The following is a 19,444-nucleotide window of genomic DNA, read 5'->3' as shown; positions in this document are numbered from 1 at the left end:
CGTCAGTGGAGACAGGATGATCGAGCACATCAACAAGCAGCGCGTGCGCAAGCTGCTCGAGGCCCATGCCGCCGGCGATTTCGACAACGTGCTGGCGCATTGCACCGACGACCTCGAGCACTTCGCCTCGGCGCCGATCGACATCTTCCCCCATCTCGGCGGCCGCCGGGGCAAGGCCGAGGTGCGGCAGATGTGGGAGACGGCGCGCAGCCGCTATGCCGAGGTCCGGCACGAGATCAAGACCATGATCTGCGAAGGCGACCAGGTCGCCGTGGATCTGCGCATCTTCCTGCGCAAGCGCGACAACGACCGCATCGTGCAATACGACCTCGCCGCCTTCTACACGCTGCGCGACGGCCGCATCGCCCGCATCCGCGAGATCATGGACACCTACGACCTGGTGCAGCAGGTGCTGGAATGCGATCTCAGCCGGCTGCTGATCGCGGGCGCCGCCCGGCCCTGAGGCCGGCACGGCCGTGGCGGACCAGGGCCTGGACCAGCCGATCACGCAAACGTCACCACCGGCGGCCTCGTCGCCTTGAACCTGTGGCCCGGGCTCCGCACCCCATGAGCGGTGGTATACGGGGCATCGGTGACATGAGAATAGCATTCCTGGCGATGGCCGGACTGGTGATGGGCGTCGTCGGCGGCGCGACGATCGGAGTAGGGCTTGGACTGGCCTGGATCGAGCTGTTCAACACCAGCGAATTCGAAGGCTATGCGGGCATGCTGGTGTTCTTCACCTTCATGCCGCTCGGCGCCCTGATCGGCGGCCTCGCCGGCGCCACCCTGTTCGGCATGGCCGCCTTCCGCGACCACGAGGTCGCGATCGCGCAGCAGCGCATGCAGCATGAAGGGCGTTAGGGCGCGGCGACCGGCGGTCGCGCGCATTTGTGCAATGCAAAAACAGCCGTTGCGCGCGCAGGTGGTTGATTTATGTGAGGCTCAAGAGAGATAGATTCGGCGCCCCGGCGCGACGTCCGTTGCGACGTCGCCTTGAGGCCGGCGCGCCTCCTTGCAAGCCAGTTCAGGATCCCGAGCCGATGACGGAGCACAGCCTCTGGCGTCTGTCGCGCGCATTGCATGGCGCGATCAACGACCGCCGTTTCGACGATTTCGCCGAGCTTCTCGATGACGACATCGACTGGGCCATCTACGGCCCGATCGACATGTTTCCCTTCCTCGGCGCGCGGCACGGCCGCGCCGCCGTGCTCGACGCCGTCAGGCAGATCGCGGACAATGTGAGCATCCGCCGGCTGGAGCGCGAGACCTTGATGCTGGACGAGACCAGCGCGGCGACCATGGTCCGCTGCGCGATGACGGCGCAGGATTCCGACAAGCCGATCACGGCGCGGCTCGCGCAATTCATGCAATTCCGCGCCGGCAAGCTCGCGCGGCTGCGGATCCTGATCGATACGTTCGATCTGGTCGAGCAGACGCTCGGCCGCCCCATCGACCTGCCGCGCATCGGCAGCTTCGCCTGAGCCCGCCGGCGTGTTGGATTGTGGTCACACTCACCGGCAACCCAACAGATCGTGACTGGCGCAGCCATAATTTTGCGCCAAGATTCCACCATATTCCGGCACACAGGTTCGGGCGGCGGGGGTTGCTCTCATGACATCGTATGGTTGCGCGCTGGCGGTTTTCACGGCCGGCTTCGGCCTTCTTGCGTCCGCCGCGCCGGCCCAGACGCTGATGCAGGCGCCGCAGCCGCTGCAGATCACACCCTGGCAGCAGATCGCGCCGGAGCCGGAGGACGAGGACAAGTCCGAGGACCAGGCAGCGGCCGACCCGATGAAGGACATCGACGTCGAGAAGCTCGACTGGAGCCAGCTCGCGATCGACGACACCACCTTCCTCGACCGTCCCGAAGCCGCCGCGGCGGCGAAGCGCAAGGCCGCCGCAGAGAAGGCCGCCGCGCTCGACTGGTCGAACCAGAACAAGGGCAGCCTCGCCTCGGGCGTGTCGGTCAAGCAGTCGGTATCGCCGTTCTGGGACGCCCGCGTCGGCGCCGACATGACGGTCGCGCGGCAGCCGACCACGATGTCGGAATTGCTGGCGGAGAAGGCCGAGAACGGCGGCAATGCTCCGGAATCCGGCGGCTCGGCCTGGGCGGCCGTCACCGCGCCGGGGGCCGGCTCGATCTGGGACAAGACCGCCATCGAGGCCCGCGTCGATCCCGGATCCGATCACAGCCGGCTCGGCACCACCATCACCAAGGCGGTGCCGATCGATCACTACAATCTGACCCTGCAGAACGGCTACAACGTCACCCAGCAGGGCATGGTGCCGATTCCCGGCGCGGCGCCGAAGACCACCAGCCGCAGCTTCGACACCGAGCAGTCCGCCAAGCTCTCGATCGGCGACACCGGCACCAGCGTCACCGCCGGCCAGACCCTGTCGTCGAGCGACGACAAATGGCTGCGCAAGGTCGGCGCGGAGCAGAAGCTGTCGGATGGTCTCAGCATCTCCGGCTCAGTCAGCGAGACCGCGCAGGGCGGCACCAGCAAGAGCATCTCGGCCGGCTTCAAGCGGAGCTGGTGACGTTCACCATTGCGGCAGCCCGCCACGAATGATCGAACGTTCGCCGCAGCTTCGCCGCGGTGCGGCCCAATTTGGCCGCACTGATAGGCTTTGAGAAGTTCGTCGTGCGGGGACACCGCGCTCGCTTGAACGCGAAATGAGGAATTAGCCGATGAATGTCATTCGTCCGGACAAGATCGATGGAACTGAAGCCGAGCTGGATACGGATCTGGCCGCGGTCTCCGAAGTCGAGGCCGGCATTCGTGATTTCGTCCGTAACGATATCGCCTATCTGCGCCGCCCCAATGCGGCCGCCACGGCCGAGGCCTCGATCGATGCCGATGCAGCAGTGAACAGCGTCACCACGCTGATCCAGCGCGTCGCCGGCACCTCGCTGTCGGAGATCGAGAACCTGATCGGAGAGCTCGAGAGCCTGCGCGAACTGCTGCATGCCGAGGGCCAGCGGGTGCAGCGCGAGATCGCGAGCTATGCGCAGCTCAGCCAGGCGGCGATGAAGTCGACCCGGGCGATCGCCGAGAACGTCACGCAGTGGAAGCGCGCCGCCGACGGCCTGCGCAGCAGCTGAACGTTCTTGCCGGATCTTGAAGAGGACCGCCGTGCGAGGCATCGCGCGGCGGTTTTCGTCTTTGCAGCGCCGCGTCCTTGAACGCGCTCCGGCCCTCCCGCGACCAACTTCCGCCGCTCTCGTGGCGGGCAGGTTGCGTCAGGGGGATGTCGCTCTCATGGAAACGATCCGGCCGCACAACACCGATCCGATTCCTCTGCGGCCCAAGCCTCAGCGGATCGGGACCATCATGGTCAGTTTCGTCGGTTTGCTGGTGGTGGCGATGGCGATCATGGTGCTCATCTGGAGCCGCTAGATCGCCTCTACGAACAGGACCGCGTGGTCCGTTCTGGTTAACGAGTAGTTAAACCGTCACTCGTTGATCGTCGCTGACGTCTCGAGCGAATACGATCCGTCCGCGTAGCCCTTCACGACCATTCCCGTCGCGAGCATCACCGCGAGCGTCACGCTGGCAAAGATAAAGCCGAGGAGTTTCAGACCACCGCGATCTGCCATACTCATCCCCCACATCCTGATCCCTGATTGGCTGTCTTATAGAGTCGGAGTTCAGAATGCGTTAGCGCGAAGTTCGTTCCGCGCCGACAATCCTACGAAGCGTGACCTTTTCGCCTCAACCGTTGTTCCGTCGAGGGACGAAGGCCGACGCAAGCACAGAGAACACCAGCTCGTCGCGCTGATTGATGCCGGTATTGCGCGCCTGCAGGATGCCCCACTCCGGGCGCGAGGCCGACTCGCGAAGCGAATCAATCTCGCTCGAGAAGCTGATCGTATCTCCTGCAAGCACCGGCTTGTGCCAGCGCAGATCACGGAAGCCGGGAGAAGGACCTCCGAGAGCGATCGGCTCGCCACGCGTGCGCGCGATCTCCAGCAGTCGCTGATTGTCCGCGACGATCAGCTTCATGCAGACCGAGCCGATGTGCCATCCCGATGCCGCGAGCCCGCCGAACAGCGACCGGCGGCCCTCTTCCTCGTCGAGATGAAAGCGCTGCGGATCGAATTGAATGGCAAAGCGCTTAATCTCTTCGGCAGTGAACGTGTAGGAGCCGAGCTCGCGGCGCTGGCCGACCTGAAGATCCTCGAAAAAGCGCATCAGCCCACCTGCCCGCGGCTCTCACGGCGCTCGACGATGATGGGAGAAACCATCTCGCAAAGTCTCATGCCAGCCTTGTTGCGCACGCTGCATTTGAAGGTGACGATCCCGGTCGACGGACGGCTCCGCGACACCCGCGCTTCCAGAACCTCCACATCGAGCATCAGCTCATCGTCAGGACGCAGCGGCGACAGCCACCGGACCTCGTTGACGCCCGGCGAGCCGAGCGAAGCGGTGCGGCCGATGAAGCCGTCGAACATCATGCGCATCATCAGCGAGCAGAGGTGCCAGCCCGAGCCGGACAGACCCTTGAGCATCGACTGCGAGGCAGCCAGTTCGTCCAGATGCATCGGCTGCGGATCAAACTCAGACGCGAAGGCGATGATCTCGTCGCGGGTGACGTGTCGCGGGCCGAAGCTGCCGAACGGGCCTTGCGGAAAATCTTCGAAGGTGAGGGTCATGAGGTTGGGAATGGCTGAAAGAAGCCCGATTGTGGCCGCACTTTGCAGCAATCACAACCGGGCCGCTCGCATGGCTGACGCCCGGTCCAGTCGCAAGAGAGTGCCAGAAGGCGCCATATACCGGAACGAATTCGGCTGCCGCCGATGCCGTCTGGCGCGCAATTCGAACACGACTTAAAGACGGATTTGACGACCGATTCGGACGTGGCCGGGGGATCAAGATGTTGGAATTTCGCGATTTGTTCCAGTGGGACCGCTTCATCACGCCCACCATCATCAAGACGTTCTATTGGCTCGTGATTGCGCTGATCATCCTGTCGGGAATTCGCGGCATTTTCACGGGCCTCTCCGAAATGGCGATCAGCCCGTTCGGCGGTTTCCTGATGCTGTTGTCGTCGCTCGCCGGCATCATCGTCGGCATGGTGTTCTCGCGCATCATCGCCGAGTTCGTGCTGATCGTCTTCCGCATCAACGAGCATCTCGGCGCGATCCGCGAGCAGGGGCGGATGTAGCCGCCCCGCACGGCCTTAGTTGTTGAAGCGGAAGTGCATGACGTCGCCGTCGGCGACGACATACTCCTTGCCTTCGAGGCGCAGCTTGCCACCCTCGCGGGCGCCCGCCTCGCCGCCGAGCGCGACATAGTCGGCATAGGCGATGGTTTCGGCGCGGATGAAGCCCTTCTCGAAATCGGTGTGAATGACGCCGGCCGCCGCCGGCGCCTTGGTGCCGCGGTGAATGGTCCAGGCGCGCGCTTCCTTCGGACCGACCGTAAAGTAGGTGATCAGGTCGAGCAGCTGATAGCCGGCGCGGATGAGCCGATCGAGACCTGCCTCTTCGAGCCCGAGCGTCTCCAGGAAATCCACTCGCTCCTCGCGCGACAGCGTCGCAATCTCGGACTCGATCTTGGCCGAGATCACGACGGCGACCGCGCCCTCCTCCTTGGCGCGCTCAAACACCGCCTTTGAGAAGCTGTTGCCGTCCTTGGCCGAGCCTTCCTCGACATTGCAGACGTAGAGCACGGGCTTGGAGGTGAGCAGTCCGAGCATGCCGAAGGCGCGCTCCTCCTCCGGCTTGCGCTCCAGCAGCCGCGCGGGCTTGCCGTCGCGCAGCAGCACCAGAGCACGGGTGACCAGCTCGTACTGCTCCTTGGCGTCCTTGTCGCCGCCCTTGGCCTTCTTGGCGAGGTTGTCGACCCGCTTCTCGAGGCTGTCGAGATCGGACAGCATCAGCTCGGTTTCGATGGTCTCGATGTCGGCGAGCGGGGCGATCTTGCCCTCGACATGGGTGATGTCGGAATCCTCGAAGCAGCGCACGACATGCGCGATCGCGTCGACCTCGCGGATGTTGGCGAGAAACTGGTTGCCGAGGCCTTCACCCTTGGAGGCGCCGCGCACCAGGCCGGCGATGTCGACGAAGGTCAGCCGCGTCGGAATGATCTGGCCCGACTTGGCGATCGCCGCAAGCTTCTCGAGCCTGGGGTCTGGCACCGCGACCTCGCCGACATTCGGCTCGATGGTGCAGAACGGATAGTTCGCGGCCTGCGCCGCCGCCGTCTCCGTCAGCGCGTTGAACAGCGTCGACTTGCCGACGTTGGGCAAGCCGACGATCCCGCATTTGAATCCCATGATCCGTCTCGCATCCTCTTGAGGCGAGGGCCCGGGGCGCCTTACGCGGCGCCGGCATCGCCCTTGTCCAGAAAACCTTTGGCCTGCAGCGCCAGATGCACCTTGTTGGCGAAGGTGGAGTCGCGCTTGCCCGTCAACAAACCCGCATTGTCGGCCACCGCCTCGCACAGCGCCTCGACCCAGGGCATGTCGGACTTGGCGAAGTCCGACAGCACATGGCCGTGCACCAATTCCTTGACGCCGGGATGACCGATGCCGAGCCGGACGCGGCGATAGTCGTTGCCGAGATGCGCCGAGATCGAGCGCAACCCGTTATGGCCGGCAATGCCGCCGCCGACCTTCACGCGCAGCTTGCCCGGCGACAATTCCAGCTCATCCTGAAACACCGTGACGTCGCCGACGCCGAGCTTGAAGAAGCTGGCCGCTTCCTGCACGGCGCGGCCGGATTCGTTCATATAGGTCGTGGGCTTGAGCAGGATGACGCGCTCGGAGTCGAGCGTGCCTTCCGAGGTCTCGCCCTGAAACCTGCGTCGCCACGGCGAAAAGCGGTGACGCCGCGCGATCTCGTCAACGGCCATGAAGCCGATATTGTGCCGGTTGCGCGCATATTTCGCGCCGGGATTGCCGAGGCCGACAAACAGCAGCATGACGCGGCATCCGCCCCCGCCGTCGCTTCGAGAAGCACGGGACCCGCCCGTGCTTCCCAGAAGCGGAACGGCTTACTTCTTCTTGTCGCCGCCAGCCGGCGCCTTGGCAGCGGCCGCGGGAGCCTTCGCAGCGGCAGCCGGAGCAGCAGCAGCGGGCGCCGCTGCGGCGCCAGCAGCCGCCTTCTGCTCCTCGCCATAGCCCGACGGCGGCACGATGGTGACGAGCGTCGCGTCGTCGCGCGAGAGCGTCTTCACACCGGTCGGCAGCTTGACATCGGAGATGTGCAGCGAGTGGTTGATCTCGAGCGCGCTGACATCGGCCTCGATGTACTGCGGAATGTTCTCCGCGAGGCACTCGAGCTCGAGCGTGTGGGTCACGATGTTGACCGTGCCGCCGCGCTTGACGCCCGGCGCGCCTTCCGAGCCCACCACATGCAGAGGCACGCTGACGCGAATGGTCGCGCCCTGGCCGAGCCGCATGAAGTCGACGTGGATCGGGAAGTCCTTGACCGGATCGAGGTGGAAGTCGCGCGGGATCACCCGGTGCTTCTTGCCGTCGAGGGTGACGTCGAAGATCGTGGTCAGAAACCGGCCTGCGAGGATGCGCTGGCGCAGCTCGCGGTCTTCCACCGAGATCGGCAGCGGGGGCTGGTTGTCTCCATAAATCACTCCGGGCACTCTCCCGGCGCGACGCTCTGCCCGTGCGGCCCCCTTGCCGACTGACGGACGGGCGGTCGCCTTCAGTTCTCTGACGGTCGCCATCGTGTTAAGTCCTTGTTTTAAAAAGTTAAAGGCCGCAATGCGGCCCGTTGCTGGACGTCCTTCGGCAAGCCTCCAGGGGTGCGGGGGCCGCGGACGTGGCGGCGTTCTAGCGGCAAACCCGGGAAATGACAAGGAAATGAAGGGGCCGCCTGCCCCTCCCGTCCCAGGGCGACCCGGCCGCGGCGTCAGCCATCCGCGCTGCCGGCGCCCGGCGGCGTGCCGGCCGCACCACCCAGCTTGGCTTCCAGCGCCGCGATCCGCGCCTTCAGCGCCTCGTTCTCCTCGCGGGCGAGCCGGGCCATGTCCTTGACCGCCTCGAACTCCTCGCGCTTCACGATGTCCAGGTCGTTCAGGATCTTCTCCGCCTGGTTGCGGATGACGGAATCGACCTCCCGCTTCATGCCCTGGGCGGCACCTGCGGCATCGTTCATCAGGCGGCCGAGTTCGTCGAAAAACCGGTTGTTGGTCTGGGTCATGTGAGAAACTCCGCGTCCCGCGACGAGCAAGATAATGGAAGACAGAATGGCGATCCCTGTCGCCGCCCGCAAGATGGGCCGTCTTGTCATGCCTTGGTTTCCTTGTCATCGTACTTGTTGCGCCGGCCCGCGGCGCTGGTATGAGCAGCCCTGAGATCACATCGCGCCGCGCCCGTTCATGTGGCGGGGCTCGTTCGAAGCCCGCATCGCCCGGGGGCTTCCGGAAGCGGGACGCCGTGTCCACGAAAGCCAGTGAATGACGCCTCTCCTCATCGATTTCCCCGTGTTCGATCCGGTTGCGATCGCGATCGGCCCGTTCGCGATCCGCTGGTACGCGCTGGCCTATATCTGCGGCATCGTGATCGGCTGGCTCTACGCTCGCTCGCTGCTCAAGAAGGAGCGGCTGTGGGGCGGCCCGGCGCCGGTGTCGCTGGTCCAGCTCGACGACTTCATCCTGTGGGTCACGATCGGCATCATCCTCGGCGGCCGCACCGGCTACGTGCTGTTCTACAACCTGCCGTTCTTCATCGATCATCCGCTCGAGATCTTCGAGCTGTGGAACGGCGGCATGTCGTTCCATGGCGGCTTCATGGGCTGCGTGCTCGCCGTGATCTGGTTCGCCCGCCGCAACGGCCTGCCGATCCTCTCGCTCGGCGACGTCACCACTGCGGTCGCGCCCATCGGCCTGCTGCTCGGCCGCATCGCCAATTTCATCAATGGTGAGCTGTGGGGCCGTGCCGCCGATGCAAGCGTGCCCTGGGCGATGATCTTCCCGCGCGATCCGACCCATCTCCCGCGCCATCCGAGCCAGCTCTACGAGGCCGGCCTCGAAGGCATCGTGCTGTTCATCGTGCTGGCGATCATGATCCGGTTCGGCGCGCTGAAACGGGCCGGCCTGATCCTCGGCAGCTTCATCACCCTCTATGGCGCGGCGCGCATCACCAGCGAGCTGTTCCGCGAGCCCGACAAGCAATTGGGCTTTCTCTGGGGTGGCCTGACCATGGGCATGGTGCTGTCGGTGCCGATGCTGATCATCGGCGCCATCCTGGTGGCGCGGGCGCTGCGCAAGCACGGGACACATCAAGCCACTCCCCCGCTGCAGGCCAATCCGTGATCGAAACCTCTCCGCTCCACACCGAGATCAAGCGGCTGATCAAGGCGTCCGGCCCGATGCCGGTCTGGCGCTACATGGAGCTGTGCCTGATGCATCCGGAGCACGGCTACTACATCTCGCGCGATCCGCTCGGACGCGAGGGCGACTTCACCACCGCCCCCGAAGTGAGCCAGATGTTCGGCGAGTTGCTCGGGCTGTGGGCGGCCTCGATCTGGAAGGCGACGGGATCGCCGCAGCAATTCCGGCTGATCGAGCTGGGCCCCGGCCGCGGCACCATGATGTCGGATGCGCTGCGGGCGCTGCGCGTGCTGCCGCCGCTGTACCAGACGATCTCGGTCCACCTGGTCGAGGTCAATCCTGTCCTGCGCGAAAAGCAGAAGGCGACGCTGACCGGCCTGCGCAACGTCAACTGGCACGAGAGCTTCGACGAGGTGCCGGAGGGCCCCAGCGTCATCTTCGCCAACGAGTATTTCGACGTGCTGCCGATCCACCAGATGATCAGGCGCGAGACCGGCTGGCACGAGCGCGTCGTCGAGCTCGACGAGGAGGAGAACTTCGTCTACGGCGCGGCCGCCGATCCGACGCCCGGCTTCGAGCTGCTGCTGCCGCCGCTGGTGCGCGCCGCGCCGGCCGGCGCGATCTTCGAATGGCGGCCGAACATGGAGATGATGGCCATCGCCAGGCGCATCCGCGACCAGCGCGGCGCCGCCGTAATCATCGATTACGGCCATGTGCGCAGCGACGTCGGCGACACCTTCCAGGCCATCGCCCGTCATAGCTTCGCTGATCCCCTCAAGACACCGGGGCTTGCCGACATCACCGCCCATGTCGATTTCGACGCGCTGGCGCGGGCCGCGGAAGCCGTCGGCGCGCGCGTTCACGGCCCGGTCACGCAGGGCGAGTTCCTGCAGCGGCTCGGCATCGAAACCCGCGCGCTGACCCTGATGCAGAAGGCGTCGCCGGAAGTCTCGCAGGACATCGCGAGCGGGCTGAAGCGCCTGACCGGCGGCGGCCGCGGCGGAATGGGGTCGCTGTTCAAGGTGCTCGGCATCTCCGATCCGGCCATTCCGGTGCTGGCGGGCATCAGCGACGAACACACCAACGAGAACACGGGAGGCGCGTGATGCTGGTATCATCGGATGTGATGTCCGCGATCCCTGGCCTGCGCCACGCCTTCTTCACCCGCGAGGGCGGCGTCTCCGACGGCATCTATGCCGGCCTCAATGGCGGGCTCGGATCGAATGACGTGCCGGAGAACGTCCGGGAAAACCGCCGCCGCATGGCCGCCCATCTCGGCGTCGCGCCCGACCAGTTCCTCAGCCTGCACCAGATCCATTCGCCCGACGTCGTGGTCGCGACCGGGCCCTGGGACAGCCCGGTCAGGCCGAAGGCCGACGCGCTGGTGACCGCAACGCCGAATCTCGCGATCGGCGTCACCACGGCCGATTGCGGGCCGATCCTGTTCGCCGACCCCGAGAGGCGCGTCATCGGCGCCGCCCATGCCGGCTGGAAAGGCGCGCTCACCGGCGTGCTCGAAGCCACGCTGCAGGCGATGGAGGAGCTTGGCGCCGAGCGCGGGCAGGTCGTCGCCGCCGTCGGCCCCCTGATCCGCCAGCCGAGCTATGAAGTCGGCGCCGAGTTCGTCACGCGCTTCCTCGACGACGACGCCGAGCACGCGCGCTTCTTCCTGCCCTCGACGCGCGACGGCCACGCAATGTTCGACCTCGCCGGCTTCATCCGGATGCGGCTGGAAAACGCCGGCGTGCTGCTGATCGACGACCTCGGCCTCGACACCTATGCCGATGAGCGCTTCTTCAGTTACCGCCGCTCTGTGCATCGCAGGGAGCCGGACTATGGCCGGCACGTCCATGCCATCATGCTCGAAGGCTGAAGCGGGGCGCCATTGTGGCCGCATGTGGATTGCTTAACCCTTTCTGTACAACTGAGTGCACTCTGTCCTAATCTGTGGCAGCCGCGACCTAGACGTTAATCGATTTTAACGATATCGCTCCCGACGATGAGGGGAGCGCCGACACCACTTCGACGGATCAGCCGCGCTGCGCAGCACGCCTGCGTTGCCGTTTTGCTGATGACGTCCGCTGCAACGCTCGGCGGCTGCGCGACCAGCAGCGGTGGTGCGTCCAACGCCTATGCGATGGCGCCTGCATCGGATAGCGCCACGATCGCCTTCGAGCAGATCGACGGCCCGCCGCCGCAGATCTTCGACCGCATGGTCAGCGTGCTCGACAGCGAGTCCAAGCTGCGTAGCCTCGCCATCGTGTCGCGCGAGGCTCCGGCGGCCTATCGTGTCCGCACCTATCTCTCCGCCCAGGTCGTCAGCGGCAAGAGCGTGATCGCCTGGGTGTTCGACGTCTACGATCGCAATCAGCAGCGCGCGCTGCGGCTGTCGGGCGAAGAGCCGGTCGGACGCGGCGGCCGCGATCCGTGGAACAATGTCGACGACATGGTCCTTCGGAAAATCGCGCAGGCCGGCTTCAGCGGACTTTCGAACATGCTGAACGGCACCGCGCCCGCCGACGGCGCGCCACCGGCGGCACCGGCCACCCGCGGCCCCGCGGTCGCCGTGGCCGAGCCCGCGTCGCCGGCGTCCGGCGGCACCAGCGTCGCGGCCCTCGGCTACACCGACCATTAGGCAAAGAGGCGCATTTTGCGCCGTTTTTGGCCGGGAAAAACACCCGCGGCGGGTTGCCATGCGCGCGGTGTCCTTGATATCACCTCGCCCGTGCAAAACTGCCGGTTCCATGGATAGCCCGATATGCTGAACAAGGTCTCCAGCGAGACGCGAGGAGAATTCACGATGTCGGCCAAGAACGGCTCCATCAAACTCGTCGCCGGCAACTCCAATCCGGCTCTCGCCGCCGGCATCGCCGCTGAACTCGGGCTGCCGCTGACGAAAGCGGTGGTCCGGCGCTTCGCCGACATGGAGATCTTCGTCGAGATCCAGGAGAACGTCCGCGGCTCCGACGTCTTCATCATTCAATCGACGTCCTATCCGGCGAACGACCTGCTGATGGAGCTCCTGATCATCACCGATGCGCTGCGCCGCGCCTCCGCGCGCCGCATCACCGCCGTGGTGCCCTATTTCGGCTATGCGCGGCAGGATCGCAAATCGAACTCGCGCACGCCGATCTCGGCCAAGCTCGTCGCGAACCTGATCACCCATGCGGGCGTCGACCGCGTCATGACGCTGGATCTGCACGCCGGCCAGATCCAGGGCTTCTTCGACATCCCGACCGATAACCTTTTTGCCTCGCCGCTGATGGTGCGCGACATCAAGGATCGCTTCGATCTCTCCAACCTCATGGTCGTCTCGCCGGACGTCGGCGGCGTGGCGCGCGCCCGAGGCCTGGCCAAGCGCATCAACACGCCGCTCGCCATCGTCGACAAGCGCCGCGAGCGTCCCGGCGAGTCCGAGGTCATGAACGTGATCGGCGACGTCTCCGGCCACACCTGCATCCTGATCGACGACATCGTCGATTCCGGCGGCACCCTGGTGAACGCGGCGGATGCGCTGCTCAAATACGGCGCCAAGGACGTCTACGCCTACATCACGCATGGCGTGCTCTCCGGCGGTGCCGCGTCCCGCATCACCTCGTCGCGGCTGAAGGAGCTCGTCATCACCGACTCCATCATGCCGACCGAAGCGGTCCGCAACGCCCCCAACATCCGCACGCTGGCGATCGCCCCGCTGATCGCCGAGGCGATCGGGCGGACGGCGGCGGAAGAATCGGTGTCGAGCCTGTTCGACTGACCTCGGTTGTCTGCGAACGTCGCCTCATCCTTCTCGCGCTAGAACTCGATTTGGCCCACCCTCCCCTGGAGGGGGAGGGTCGATCGCACGCGAAGCGGGCGAGCGGGGTGGGGTGATCTCTCCGCAGGCTCTGGTGCAAGTGGAGAGATCACCCCACCTCGCCTCACGTCTCGCTTCGCTCGTCGTGAGGCGACCCTCCCCCTCCAGGGGAGGGTGGGCAGCTTGCCCCATACGCCGTCATTGCGAGAAGCGCAGCGACGAAGCAATCCAGGGTGCCTCAACGGAGAGATCCTGGATTGCTTCCGCCTACGCTCTCCGAGTTCCGGCGGACAAGTCGCTGCGCTCGCAACGACGCCCGCGGTGTCTTTCATGGCAACATTGTCTGCCGACATCTGGCGATGCAGCTCCGCGATCTCGCGACGCATTTTGCGTCCGAGCTTTGCTCATCGTGCCGCCCTCACGAGATGAAGGGCGCAGGGAAGGCCGGGCGCTGGCCGCGCCCGTGGCCCGCCTGCTGAAAAAAATGCAGGCGGCAGGTACCACAGGTCTGGCCGAACACACCCGGCCCTCCCTGCGCGACGGTTTTGACGGCTGCTTCGCGTTCTCCCCGGTGCGCCGGCTTGTTGGCCACCGTGCGCGCAACGCGCTTGCGCGCGTTACGCGGGACACCAGCTTCGGGGTGCCAGGACCGCGCGACTTGACCGTGCGGGCCGCATCGTTCGTCGACGCGAACTGAATCACGCTGCGACCCGACCCGCCCATCGCATTCCGTTGCCGACGTCCATGACGACCGCGGTACGTCCCCTCCGACGCAACGGAACGAGCGGGACCATAATGCTGATTTTGCGAAATCGTCAAGCGATTTATTTTTATCCGAAGGGGTGGACAGGATTTGCAGCAATGAGGTGATTTGGTCGACGGGCAGAAGATTGCCCCTTTAGCGCGGATACATACGGCGGATTACGGCTGCGCCTAATCCGCCCTACGGGTCGAGCGTAGGGCGGATTAGCGAAGCGTAATCCGCCACCACACAGCACGGGATTTCGAGACAAACTTGACTCCGTCAACGCTCTCCGAACGTTCCGCTGACCTCGACATCACCCGCCCAGTCCGCAGGAAACATTCCTGCGCGCACATCGCGATGAAACGAAGAATGCGGCCAGTCCGCGACGCGGCTGACGAAGCTATGCTTCACCGGATTGATGTAACAATACTCCACGTGACGGGCATAATCTTCTTCGTCGCGGATAAGATGCTCCCAGAATCGGCGCTGCCAGATGCCGCGCTCCTGCCGCACCACACGAGTGGGGCTGAGATTTTCTGTCCTTGGAAGCGCCCGCGCGAAGCGGTTCTTGATCAGCCGCCAGCGCATCGAGAAGTCGGCGTCATCGGGCGGCAAGGTCCAGACGGCATGAAGATGATCGGGCATCACCACGAAGGCATCGATCTCGAAAGGAAAACGCCGCTTCGTGGCGGCGACCGCGGAGCGCAGGACGTCGATGTGATCGATCAGCAAGCTCTGACGCCGATCGAGCAGATTCAGCGTGAAAAACCAACAACCGCCTGGAACGAATGCGCGTCGATAGTTGGGCATGGATCGAGCTTCGAGTCGAAACCAACGTAAGCCTACTCGCAGCGGATGCATGAATTCAAGATTTGCGGCGGATTACGGCTTCGCCTAATCCGCCCTACGCTCGAACCTGTAGGGCGGATTAGCGAAGCGTAATCCGCCGATCAGCCCCGTGCCTTGCACAGGCCGTCCTGTTCGGCCAGCATCCCCTGGAGATGCGAGCAAACAAGAACCCCAGCCCCGAGCCCCGCCCTCATGTTCAGCGCCATCGAACGTCCCGCCGGACCGCCGCCCAGCCTCGGCCAGATCTCCAGTGACTTCGGTCCGCTCTACGCCTCGCACGGCTTCATCGGCTGGCTGTTCGCGATCACCGGACCGGTCGCCATCATCCTGTCGGTCGGCGCCAATGGCGGGCTGTCGCAGGCGGAGATCGCGTCGTGGATCTTCGGCGTGTTCTTCATCAACGGCCTGATCACACTGCTGCTGTCGTGGCGCTATCACGAGCCACTGGTGCTGTTCTGGACCATTCCGGGCACCGTCCTGGTCGGCCAGTCGCTGACGCATCTCAGCTTCCCGCAGGTGGTCGGCGCGTTCTACGGTACGGCGCTGTTGATGCTGGTGCTCGGGCTCACCGGCTGGGTCAAGCGCGCGATGCAGCTGGTGCCGATGCCGATCGTGATGGGCATGGTCGCCGGCGTATTCCTGCGCTTCGGCCTCGATCTCGTCCGCGCCGTGTTCGCCGACTTTGCCATCGCCGGGCCGATGGTCGTGCTCTGGCTGCTGCTGACCGCACTCCCTGCGCTGGGCCGGCGCTGCCCGCCAATCATCGGCGCGCTCGTCATCGGCACGCTCGCGGCTCTCCTGTTCGGCAAGTATGATCAGAATGCGTCGCTGCAGATCGCGCTGATCCATCCGGTGATCCCGACGCCATCCTGGTCGCTCGCGGCCATGATCGAGCTGATCGTGCCGCTCGCGGTCACCGTGCTGGTGGTGCAGAACGGCCAGGGCTTTGCGGTGCTGACCGCCGCCGGTCACAAGCCGCCGGTCAATCTCGTCACCGTGGCCTGCGGCCTCGGCTCGGTGCTATCAGCTGTCGTCGGCGGCGTCTCGACCTGCCTGACCGGACCGACCAACGCGATCGTCGTCTCCGGCGGCGAGCGCAAGCGCCACTATACCGCGGCGATGGTGGTGGGCGTGCTTGCGCTCGGCTTCGGCCTGCTGGCGCCGACCTTCACCACGCTGCTGCTGATCGCGCCGAAATCATTGATCACCGCGCTGGCGGGCCTCGCCATGCTGCGCGTGCTGCAAACGGCGTTCGTGACCGCGTTCAAGACGCGGTTCTCGTTGGGCGCACTGATCGCCTTTCTCGTCACGGTGGCCGACGTGCCGCTGCTCAATATCGGCGCCGCGTTCTGGGGACTCGTCGCCGGCTTCGCGCTGTCGTGGCTGCTGGAGCGCGCGGATTTCGCGGCCGAGGCCGATACGTGAGCTGCTTGCCGCATCGCACCACGCTGCGTCATCGCATCCCCAGCCGAACCGGCAACGCGCTGTTGCAGCGCCGCCAGATCACGCTACACTTCCAGATCAAAGAAGAATGATCCTGGGGAGGATACGAATGACCGCGATCACGCGCCGCAACATGCTTGCAGGCACGGCAGCAGCAGGCGCGCTGGCGCTCACCGGCCAGCCTGCCTGGTCCGAGCCGCAGTGGAAGAAATATGCCGGCACCAAGCTCGAGGTGATCCTGGCCAAGGGCCCGCGCGGCGACAATCTGCAGAAGAACATCAAGGAATTCACCGCGCTGACCGGCATCGAGGTGGAATCCGAGCAGATCCCGGAGCAGCAGCAGCGGCAGAAGGTCGTGATCGAGCTGTCGTCGGGCAAGCCGAGCTTCGACGTCGTCCATCTCAGCTATCACGTGCAGAAGCGGCAGTTCGAGAAGGCCGGCTGGCTCGCCGACATCACCGACTTCATGAAGGATCCTAACCTCACGGCGCCGGACCTCGTGCAGAGCGATTTCTCCGCCGCCGGCCTGACTTACGCCAGCAACGACAAGGGCCGGATGTTCTCGCTGCCATGGTCGGTCGACTACTTCATCCTCTACTACAACAAGGAGCTGTTCGCGAAGAAGGGCGTCGAAGTGCCGAAGACGCTCGACGAGATGGTCACGGCGGCGCAGAAGCTGACCGATGCCAAGGACGGCACGTTCGGATTTGTCGGACGCGGCCTGCGCAACGCCAACATGACCCTGTGGACGAACTTCTTCCTCAACTATGGCGGCGAGTTCCTGGACGCCAAGGGCAACATCCTGACCGACGGCCCCGAGGCAATCGAGGCCACCAAGCTGTATCAGAAGCTGCTGACGACCTGCGCGCCTCCGGGCGTGGCCGGCTTCAACTGGATGGAGTCGATGGCCTCGTTCACGCAAGGCCGCTCGGCGATGTGGATCGACGGCGTCGGCTGGGCGCCGCCGCTGGAGGATCCCAACGCCTCGCGCGTGGTCGGCAAGGTCGGCTACACCGTGGTGCCCGCAGGACCGAGGGGGCAGTACTCGGCGACCTATGGCGACGGCATCGGCATTGCGGCCGCGAGCAAGAACAAGGAAGCCGCTTGGCTGCTGTGCCAGTGGCTGGTGTCGAAGCCGCAGGGCGCCCGCCTGGTGCAGGCCGGCGGCGGCGTGCCGTTCCGCAACTCGGTGCTCAACGACCCCGGGGTCCAGGGCGGCGTGAAGATGCCGAAGGAGTGGCTGCAGTCGGCGATCGACTCCGGCAAGATCTCCAAGCTCGGCCTGCCCGTGATCATCCCGGTCGCCGAATTCCGCGATCTCGTCGGTGCGGCGCTGACCGCGACGCTGTCGGGCGCCGATCCCGCCACCGAGCTGAAGAAGGCGCACGAACAGTTCCGCCCCATCCTGGAGCGCAGCGAGAAAGCGTGAGCACGATCGTCGAACAGGCCGGCGCGGCAGCGGAGGCGGCTGCGCCGGAACGTGCGCTGCGGCCGCCGTCGTACTGGCCGTTCGTCATCCCGGCGCTGGTCACCGTGCTGGCGGTGATCATCTTCCCCTGGCTGTTCACGATCTGGATGAGCTTCCAGGAGTGGAAGGTCGGTTCGCCAACGACATTCGTCGGGCTGTCGAACTATCTCAGGCTGCCGGCCGATCCCCGCTTCGTCGAGTCGGTCGGGCACACGCTGTCCTATACGGCTCTATCGGTGCTGCTGCCGCTGGTGCTCGGCACCTTCGCGGCGGTGATCTTCCATGCCCGCTTCCCCGGCCGGGGACTGCTGCGGGCGCTGTTCATCATGCCGATGATGGCGACGCCGGTGGCGATCGCCCTGGTGTGGACGATGATGTTCCATCCGCAGCTCGGCATCCTCAACTACCTGCTGTCGCTGGTCGGCCTGCCGCCGCAGCTCTGGGTATTCCATCCGGGTACGGTGATCCCCTCGCTGGTGCTGGTCGAGACCTGGCAGTGGACGCCGCTGGTGATGCTGATCGTGCTCGGCGGCATCGCCTCGCTGCCGACGGAGCCGTACGAGAGCGCACAGATCGACGGCGCCAGCACCTGGCAGATGTTCCGCTACATCACCCTGCCCTTGATCATGCCGTTCCTGTTCATCGCCGCGATGATCCGCGCCATCGACGCGATCAAGAGCTTCGACATCATCTTCGCGATCACCCAAGGCGGGCCCGGCTCGGCGTCGGAGACCATCAACCTCTATCTCTACAGCGTCGCCTTCGTCTATTACGACCTCGGCTATGCGTCGGCGATCGCGGTGGTGTTCTTCGCGCTGATCATCGCGCTGACTGCGCTCTTGCTGGTGCTGCGCCGCCGCGCGCAGTGGAATGCGCTGGGGAGCGACACATGAGCGCGCAGACCATCCTCGGCCGGCTCGGGCTCGCGCTCGGCGTCTTCCTCATCGTCTCGCCGGCGATCCTGTTCTTCCTCTGGATGATCTCGCTGTCGGTGAAGTACGAGGTCGACAACGCCGCGTATCCGCCGGTGTTCTGGCCGGAGCATTTCGCCTGGAAGAACTATGCCGACGTGCTGTCGTCCAACCGCTTCTTCACCTACTTCAAGAACAGCCTGGTGGTGACCGGCGGCGCGACGGCGCTCGCGATGCTGGTCGGCGTGCCCGCCGGCTACGGCATCGCCCGCATGGCCGCGCACAAGTCCGCGATCGTGATCCTGATCGCGCGCATCACGCCGGGCCTGTCCTATCTGATCCCGCTGTTCCTCTTGTTCCAGTGGCTCGGCCTGCTCGGCACGCTATGGCCGCAGATCATCATCCATCTCGTCGTCACCGTGCCGATCGTGATCTGGATCATGATCGGCTATTTCGAGACCACGCCGATCGAGCTCGAAGAAGCCGCGCGTATCGATGGCGCGACACGCTGGCAGGTTTTCCGTCACGTGGCATTGCCGGTGGCGAAGCCCGGCCTCGCCGTCGCCTTCATCCTCGCGGTGATCTTCTCCTGGAATAATTTCGTGTTCGGCATCGTGCTGGCCGGACGCGAGACCCGCACCTTGCCGGTCGCGGTCTACAACATGATCTCGTTCGATCAGCTCTCTTGGGGGCCGCTCGCGGCGGCCGCGCTGATCGTGACCCTGCCGGTGCTGCTGCTGACCGTGTTCGCGCAGCGGCAGATCGTGGCCGGCCTGACGGCGGGTGCGGTCAAGGGGGGCTGACGGATATAATGGATACCAAAGAGAACCTGCGGCGGAATGCCAAGCTTGCCTTGGTCAGGCCATAGTCTGCCACTTGGTTACCTGCGTGGAACCGGGATTCGCCCCGCCCCTGAGGCGCGGCGATGGCCGC

At 65.3% G+C, this 19,444-nt stretch carries 25 protein-coding genes; 17 read left to right on the top strand and 8 right to left on the bottom strand.

Going from position 1 to position 19,444, the window contains the following annotated elements; all coding sequences use genetic code 11:
- Positions 1-16: 16 nt before the first annotated feature.
- The 6 genes from QX094_RS17925 to QX094_RS17900 all read left to right on the top strand — a co-directional run bounded on the left by QX094_RS17925 (position 17) and on the right by QX094_RS17900 (position 3,404).
- Complete coding sequence (locus tag QX094_RS17925) at positions 17-463, top strand: nuclear transport factor 2 family protein (protein ID WP_315714090.1); 447 nt, start codon at positions 17-19, stop codon at positions 461-463.
- Positions 464-597: 134 nt separating this feature from the next.
- Positions 598-864, top strand: coding sequence for a hypothetical protein (locus QX094_RS17920; protein WP_315714089.1), 267 nt, complete (start codon positions 598-600; stop codon positions 862-864).
- Between the two features lie 179 nt (positions 865-1,043).
- Positions 1,044-1,484, top strand: coding sequence for a nuclear transport factor 2 family protein (locus tag QX094_RS17915; RefSeq protein ID WP_315714088.1), 441 nt, complete (start codon positions 1,044-1,046; stop codon positions 1,482-1,484).
- Positions 1,485-1,614: 130 nt separating this feature from the next.
- Positions 1,615-2,544, top strand: coding sequence for a hypothetical protein (locus tag QX094_RS17910; RefSeq protein WP_315714087.1), 930 nt, complete (start codon positions 1,615-1,617; stop codon positions 2,542-2,544).
- A 151-nt stretch (positions 2,545-2,695) separates the two neighbouring features.
- A complete protein-coding gene (locus tag QX094_RS17905; RefSeq protein ID WP_315714086.1) occupies positions 2,696-3,109 on the top strand; it encodes a hypothetical protein in 414 nt (137 codons plus the stop codon).
- Between the two features lie 157 nt (positions 3,110-3,266).
- Complete coding sequence (locus QX094_RS17900) at positions 3,267-3,404, top strand: hypothetical protein (RefSeq protein WP_315714085.1); 138 nt, start codon at positions 3,267-3,269, stop codon at positions 3,402-3,404.
- Positions 3,405-3,460: 56 nt separating this feature from the next.
- Here the strand turns inward: QX094_RS17900 and QX094_RS17895 are convergent, their stop codons facing one another.
- From QX094_RS17895 to QX094_RS17885, 3 genes are all read right to left on the bottom strand, one after another.
- On the bottom strand, positions 3,461-3,610 hold the full coding sequence (locus QX094_RS17895) for a hypothetical protein (protein WP_315714401.1): 150 nt from the start codon (positions 3,608-3,610) through the stop codon (positions 3,461-3,463).
- Positions 3,611-3,719: 109 nt separating this feature from the next.
- Entirely contained in the window at positions 3,720-4,199 is a 480-nt protein-coding gene (locus tag QX094_RS17890; protein ID WP_315826178.1) for a MaoC family dehydratase, read from the bottom strand.
- Positions 4,199-4,660, bottom strand: a complete 462-nt coding sequence (locus QX094_RS17885) for a MaoC family dehydratase (protein WP_315714379.1) — start codon at positions 4,658-4,660, stop codon at positions 4,199-4,201. Before QX094_RS17885 ends, QX094_RS17890 begins: the two co-directional genes overlap by 1 nt.
- Positions 4,661-4,881: 221 nt before the next feature.
- Here QX094_RS17885 and QX094_RS17880 point away from each other — a divergent pair, with 221 nt between their 5' ends.
- Positions 4,882-5,172, top strand: a complete 291-nt coding sequence (locus QX094_RS17880) for a DUF4282 domain-containing protein (protein ID WP_315714083.1) — start codon at positions 4,882-4,884, stop codon at positions 5,170-5,172.
- A 15-nt stretch (positions 5,173-5,187) separates the two neighbouring features.
- Here QX094_RS17880 and ychF read toward each other — a convergent pair whose 3' ends face one another.
- The 4 genes from ychF to QX094_RS17860 form a co-directional block, all read right to left on the bottom strand.
- Positions 5,188-6,285: a redox-regulated ATPase YchF gene (gene ychF / locus QX094_RS17875; RefSeq protein WP_315714082.1), complete on the bottom strand. Its 1,098-nt coding sequence runs from the start codon at positions 6,283-6,285 to the stop codon at positions 5,188-5,190.
- A gap of 41 nt (positions 6,286-6,326) precedes the next feature.
- On the bottom strand, positions 6,327-6,932 hold the full coding sequence (gene pth, locus QX094_RS17870; RefSeq protein ID WP_315714081.1) for an aminoacyl-tRNA hydrolase: 606 nt from the start codon (positions 6,930-6,932) through the stop codon (positions 6,327-6,329).
- 72 nt (positions 6,933-7,004) lie between these two features.
- Positions 7,005-7,694, bottom strand: coding sequence for a 50S ribosomal protein L25/general stress protein Ctc (locus QX094_RS17865; RefSeq protein WP_315714080.1), 690 nt, complete (start codon positions 7,692-7,694; stop codon positions 7,005-7,007).
- A gap of 185 nt (positions 7,695-7,879) precedes the next feature.
- A complete protein-coding gene (locus tag QX094_RS17860; RefSeq protein WP_315714079.1) occupies positions 7,880-8,170 on the bottom strand; it encodes an accessory factor UbiK family protein in 291 nt (96 codons plus the stop codon).
- 256 nt (positions 8,171-8,426) lie between these two features.
- Here QX094_RS17860 and lgt point away from each other — a divergent pair, with 256 nt between their 5' ends.
- From lgt to QX094_RS17830, 6 genes are all read left to right on the top strand, one after another.
- Entirely contained in the window at positions 8,427-9,284 is an 858-nt protein-coding gene (lgt, locus tag QX094_RS17855) for a prolipoprotein diacylglyceryl transferase (RefSeq protein ID WP_315714078.1), read from the top strand.
- A complete protein-coding gene (locus tag QX094_RS17850; protein WP_315714077.1) occupies positions 9,281-10,408 on the top strand; it encodes a class I SAM-dependent methyltransferase in 1,128 nt (375 codons plus the stop codon). Before lgt ends, QX094_RS17850 begins: the two co-directional genes overlap by 4 nt.
- A 20-nt stretch (positions 10,409-10,428) precedes the next feature.
- The gene (gene pgeF / locus QX094_RS17845; protein ID WP_409977924.1) at positions 10,429-11,175 is read left to right on the top strand and encodes a peptidoglycan editing factor PgeF; all 747 of its coding nucleotides are present in this window, start codon (positions 10,429-10,431) and stop codon (positions 11,173-11,175) included.
- A gap of 198 nt (positions 11,176-11,373) precedes the next feature.
- The gene (locus QX094_RS17840; RefSeq protein ID WP_315826177.1) at positions 11,374-11,937 is read left to right on the top strand and encodes a hypothetical protein; all 564 of its coding nucleotides are present in this window, start codon (positions 11,374-11,376) and stop codon (positions 11,935-11,937) included.
- 165 nt (positions 11,938-12,102) lie between these two features.
- Positions 12,103-13,056 (top strand): ribose-phosphate pyrophosphokinase, encoded by a 954-nt coding sequence (locus QX094_RS17835; RefSeq protein WP_315714378.1) that lies wholly within the window; start codon positions 12,103-12,105, stop codon positions 13,054-13,056.
- Positions 13,057-13,558: 502 nt separating this feature from the next.
- Positions 13,559-13,792 (top strand): hypothetical protein, encoded by a 234-nt coding sequence (locus QX094_RS17830; RefSeq protein WP_315714074.1) that lies wholly within the window; start codon positions 13,559-13,561, stop codon positions 13,790-13,792.
- Positions 13,793-14,119: 327 nt separating this feature from the next.
- On the opposite strand, the gene QX094_RS17825 is transcribed toward QX094_RS17830, so the two are convergent.
- Positions 14,120-14,650 (bottom strand): REP-associated tyrosine transposase, encoded by a 531-nt coding sequence (locus QX094_RS17825; RefSeq protein ID WP_315714073.1) that lies wholly within the window; start codon positions 14,648-14,650, stop codon positions 14,120-14,122.
- Between the two features lie 231 nt (positions 14,651-14,881).
- Between QX094_RS17825 and QX094_RS17820 the strand changes: the two genes are divergently transcribed.
- From QX094_RS17820 to QX094_RS17805, 4 genes are all read left to right on the top strand, one after another.
- The gene (locus QX094_RS17820) at positions 14,882-16,114 is read left to right on the top strand and encodes a benzoate/H(+) symporter BenE family transporter (RefSeq protein ID WP_315826176.1); all 1,233 of its coding nucleotides are present in this window, start codon (positions 14,882-14,884) and stop codon (positions 16,112-16,114) included.
- A gap of 127 nt (positions 16,115-16,241) precedes the next feature.
- Positions 16,242-17,561, top strand: a complete 1,320-nt coding sequence (locus QX094_RS17815) for a sugar ABC transporter substrate-binding protein (protein ID WP_315826175.1) — start codon at positions 16,242-16,244, stop codon at positions 17,559-17,561.
- A complete protein-coding gene (locus QX094_RS17810) occupies positions 17,558-18,493 on the top strand; it encodes a sugar ABC transporter permease (RefSeq protein ID WP_315714070.1) in 936 nt (311 codons plus the stop codon). Before QX094_RS17815 ends, QX094_RS17810 begins: the two co-directional genes overlap by 4 nt.
- Positions 18,490-19,314, top strand: coding sequence for a carbohydrate ABC transporter permease (locus tag QX094_RS17805; protein ID WP_315714069.1), 825 nt, complete (start codon positions 18,490-18,492; stop codon positions 19,312-19,314). Before QX094_RS17810 ends, QX094_RS17805 begins: the two co-directional genes overlap by 4 nt.
- The last annotated feature ends 130 nt before the right edge of the window (positions 19,315-19,444 follow it).

Origin of the sequence: Bradyrhizobium sp. SZCCHNS1050 (genome assembly GCF_032484785.1) — a bacterium.
In the GTDB taxonomy this organism is placed as follows: Bacteria; Pseudomonadota; Alphaproteobacteria; order Rhizobiales; family Xanthobacteraceae; genus Bradyrhizobium.
Note: the sequence above shows the minus strand (reverse complement) of the source record. Positions and strands in the feature narration are given on the sequence as shown.

Bases quoted from the DNA above. Each gene is read 5' to 3' on its own strand.
- QX094_RS17925 (WP_315714090.1), top strand. From the start codon at position 17: ATGATCGAGCACATCAACAAGCAGCGCGTGCGCAAGCTGCTCGAGGCC.
- QX094_RS17920 (WP_315714089.1), top strand. From the start codon at position 598: ATGAGAATAGCATTCCTGGCGATGGCCGGACTGGTGATGGGCGTCGTC.
- QX094_RS17915 (WP_315714088.1), top strand. From the start codon at position 1,044: ATGACGGAGCACAGCCTCTGGCGTCTGTCGCGCGCATTGCATGGCGCG.
- QX094_RS17910 (WP_315714087.1), top strand. From the start codon at position 1,615: ATGACATCGTATGGTTGCGCGCTGGCGGTTTTCACGGCCGGCTTCGGC.
- QX094_RS17905 (WP_315714086.1), top strand. From the start codon at position 2,696: ATGAATGTCATTCGTCCGGACAAGATCGATGGAACTGAAGCCGAGCTG.
- QX094_RS17900 (WP_315714085.1), top strand. From the start codon at position 3,267: ATGGAAACGATCCGGCCGCACAACACCGATCCGATTCCTCTGCGGCCC.
- QX094_RS17895 (WP_315714401.1), bottom strand. From the start codon at position 3,610: ATGAGTATGGCAGATCGCGGTGGTCTGAAACTCCTCGGCTTTATCTTT.
- QX094_RS17890 (WP_315826178.1), bottom strand. From the start codon at position 4,199: ATGCGCTTTTTCGAGGATCTTCAGGTCGGCCAGCGCCGCGAGCTCGGC.
- QX094_RS17885 (WP_315714379.1), bottom strand. From the start codon at position 4,660: ATGACCCTCACCTTCGAAGATTTTCCGCAAGGCCCGTTCGGCAGCTTC.
- QX094_RS17880 (WP_315714083.1), top strand. From the start codon at position 4,882: ATGTTGGAATTTCGCGATTTGTTCCAGTGGGACCGCTTCATCACGCCC.
- ychF (WP_315714082.1), bottom strand. From the start codon at position 6,285: ATGGGATTCAAATGCGGGATCGTCGGCTTGCCCAACGTCGGCAAGTCG.
- pth (WP_315714081.1), bottom strand. From the start codon at position 6,932: ATGCTGCTGTTTGTCGGCCTCGGCAATCCCGGCGCGAAATATGCGCGC.
- QX094_RS17865 (WP_315714080.1), bottom strand. From the start codon at position 7,694: ATGGCGACCGTCAGAGAACTGAAGGCGACCGCCCGTCCGTCAGTCGGC.
- QX094_RS17860 (WP_315714079.1), bottom strand. From the start codon at position 8,170: ATGACCCAGACCAACAACCGGTTTTTCGACGAACTCGGCCGCCTGATG.
- lgt (WP_315714078.1), top strand. From the start codon at position 8,427: ATGACGCCTCTCCTCATCGATTTCCCCGTGTTCGATCCGGTTGCGATC.
- pgeF (WP_409977924.1), top strand. From the start codon at position 10,429: ATGTCCGCGATCCCTGGCCTGCGCCACGCCTTCTTCACCCGCGAGGGC.
- QX094_RS17840 (WP_315826177.1), top strand. From the start codon at position 11,374: ATGACGTCCGCTGCAACGCTCGGCGGCTGCGCGACCAGCAGCGGTGGT.
- QX094_RS17835 (WP_315714378.1), top strand. From the start codon at position 12,103: ATGTCGGCCAAGAACGGCTCCATCAAACTCGTCGCCGGCAACTCCAAT.
- QX094_RS17825 (WP_315714073.1), bottom strand. From the start codon at position 14,650: ATGCCCAACTATCGACGCGCATTCGTTCCAGGCGGTTGTTGGTTTTTC.
- QX094_RS17820 (WP_315826176.1), top strand. From the start codon at position 14,882: ATGTTCAGCGCCATCGAACGTCCCGCCGGACCGCCGCCCAGCCTCGGC.
- QX094_RS17815 (WP_315826175.1), top strand. From the start codon at position 16,242: ATGACCGCGATCACGCGCCGCAACATGCTTGCAGGCACGGCAGCAGCA.
- QX094_RS17805 (WP_315714069.1), top strand. From the start codon at position 18,490: ATGAGCGCGCAGACCATCCTCGGCCGGCTCGGGCTCGCGCTCGGCGTC.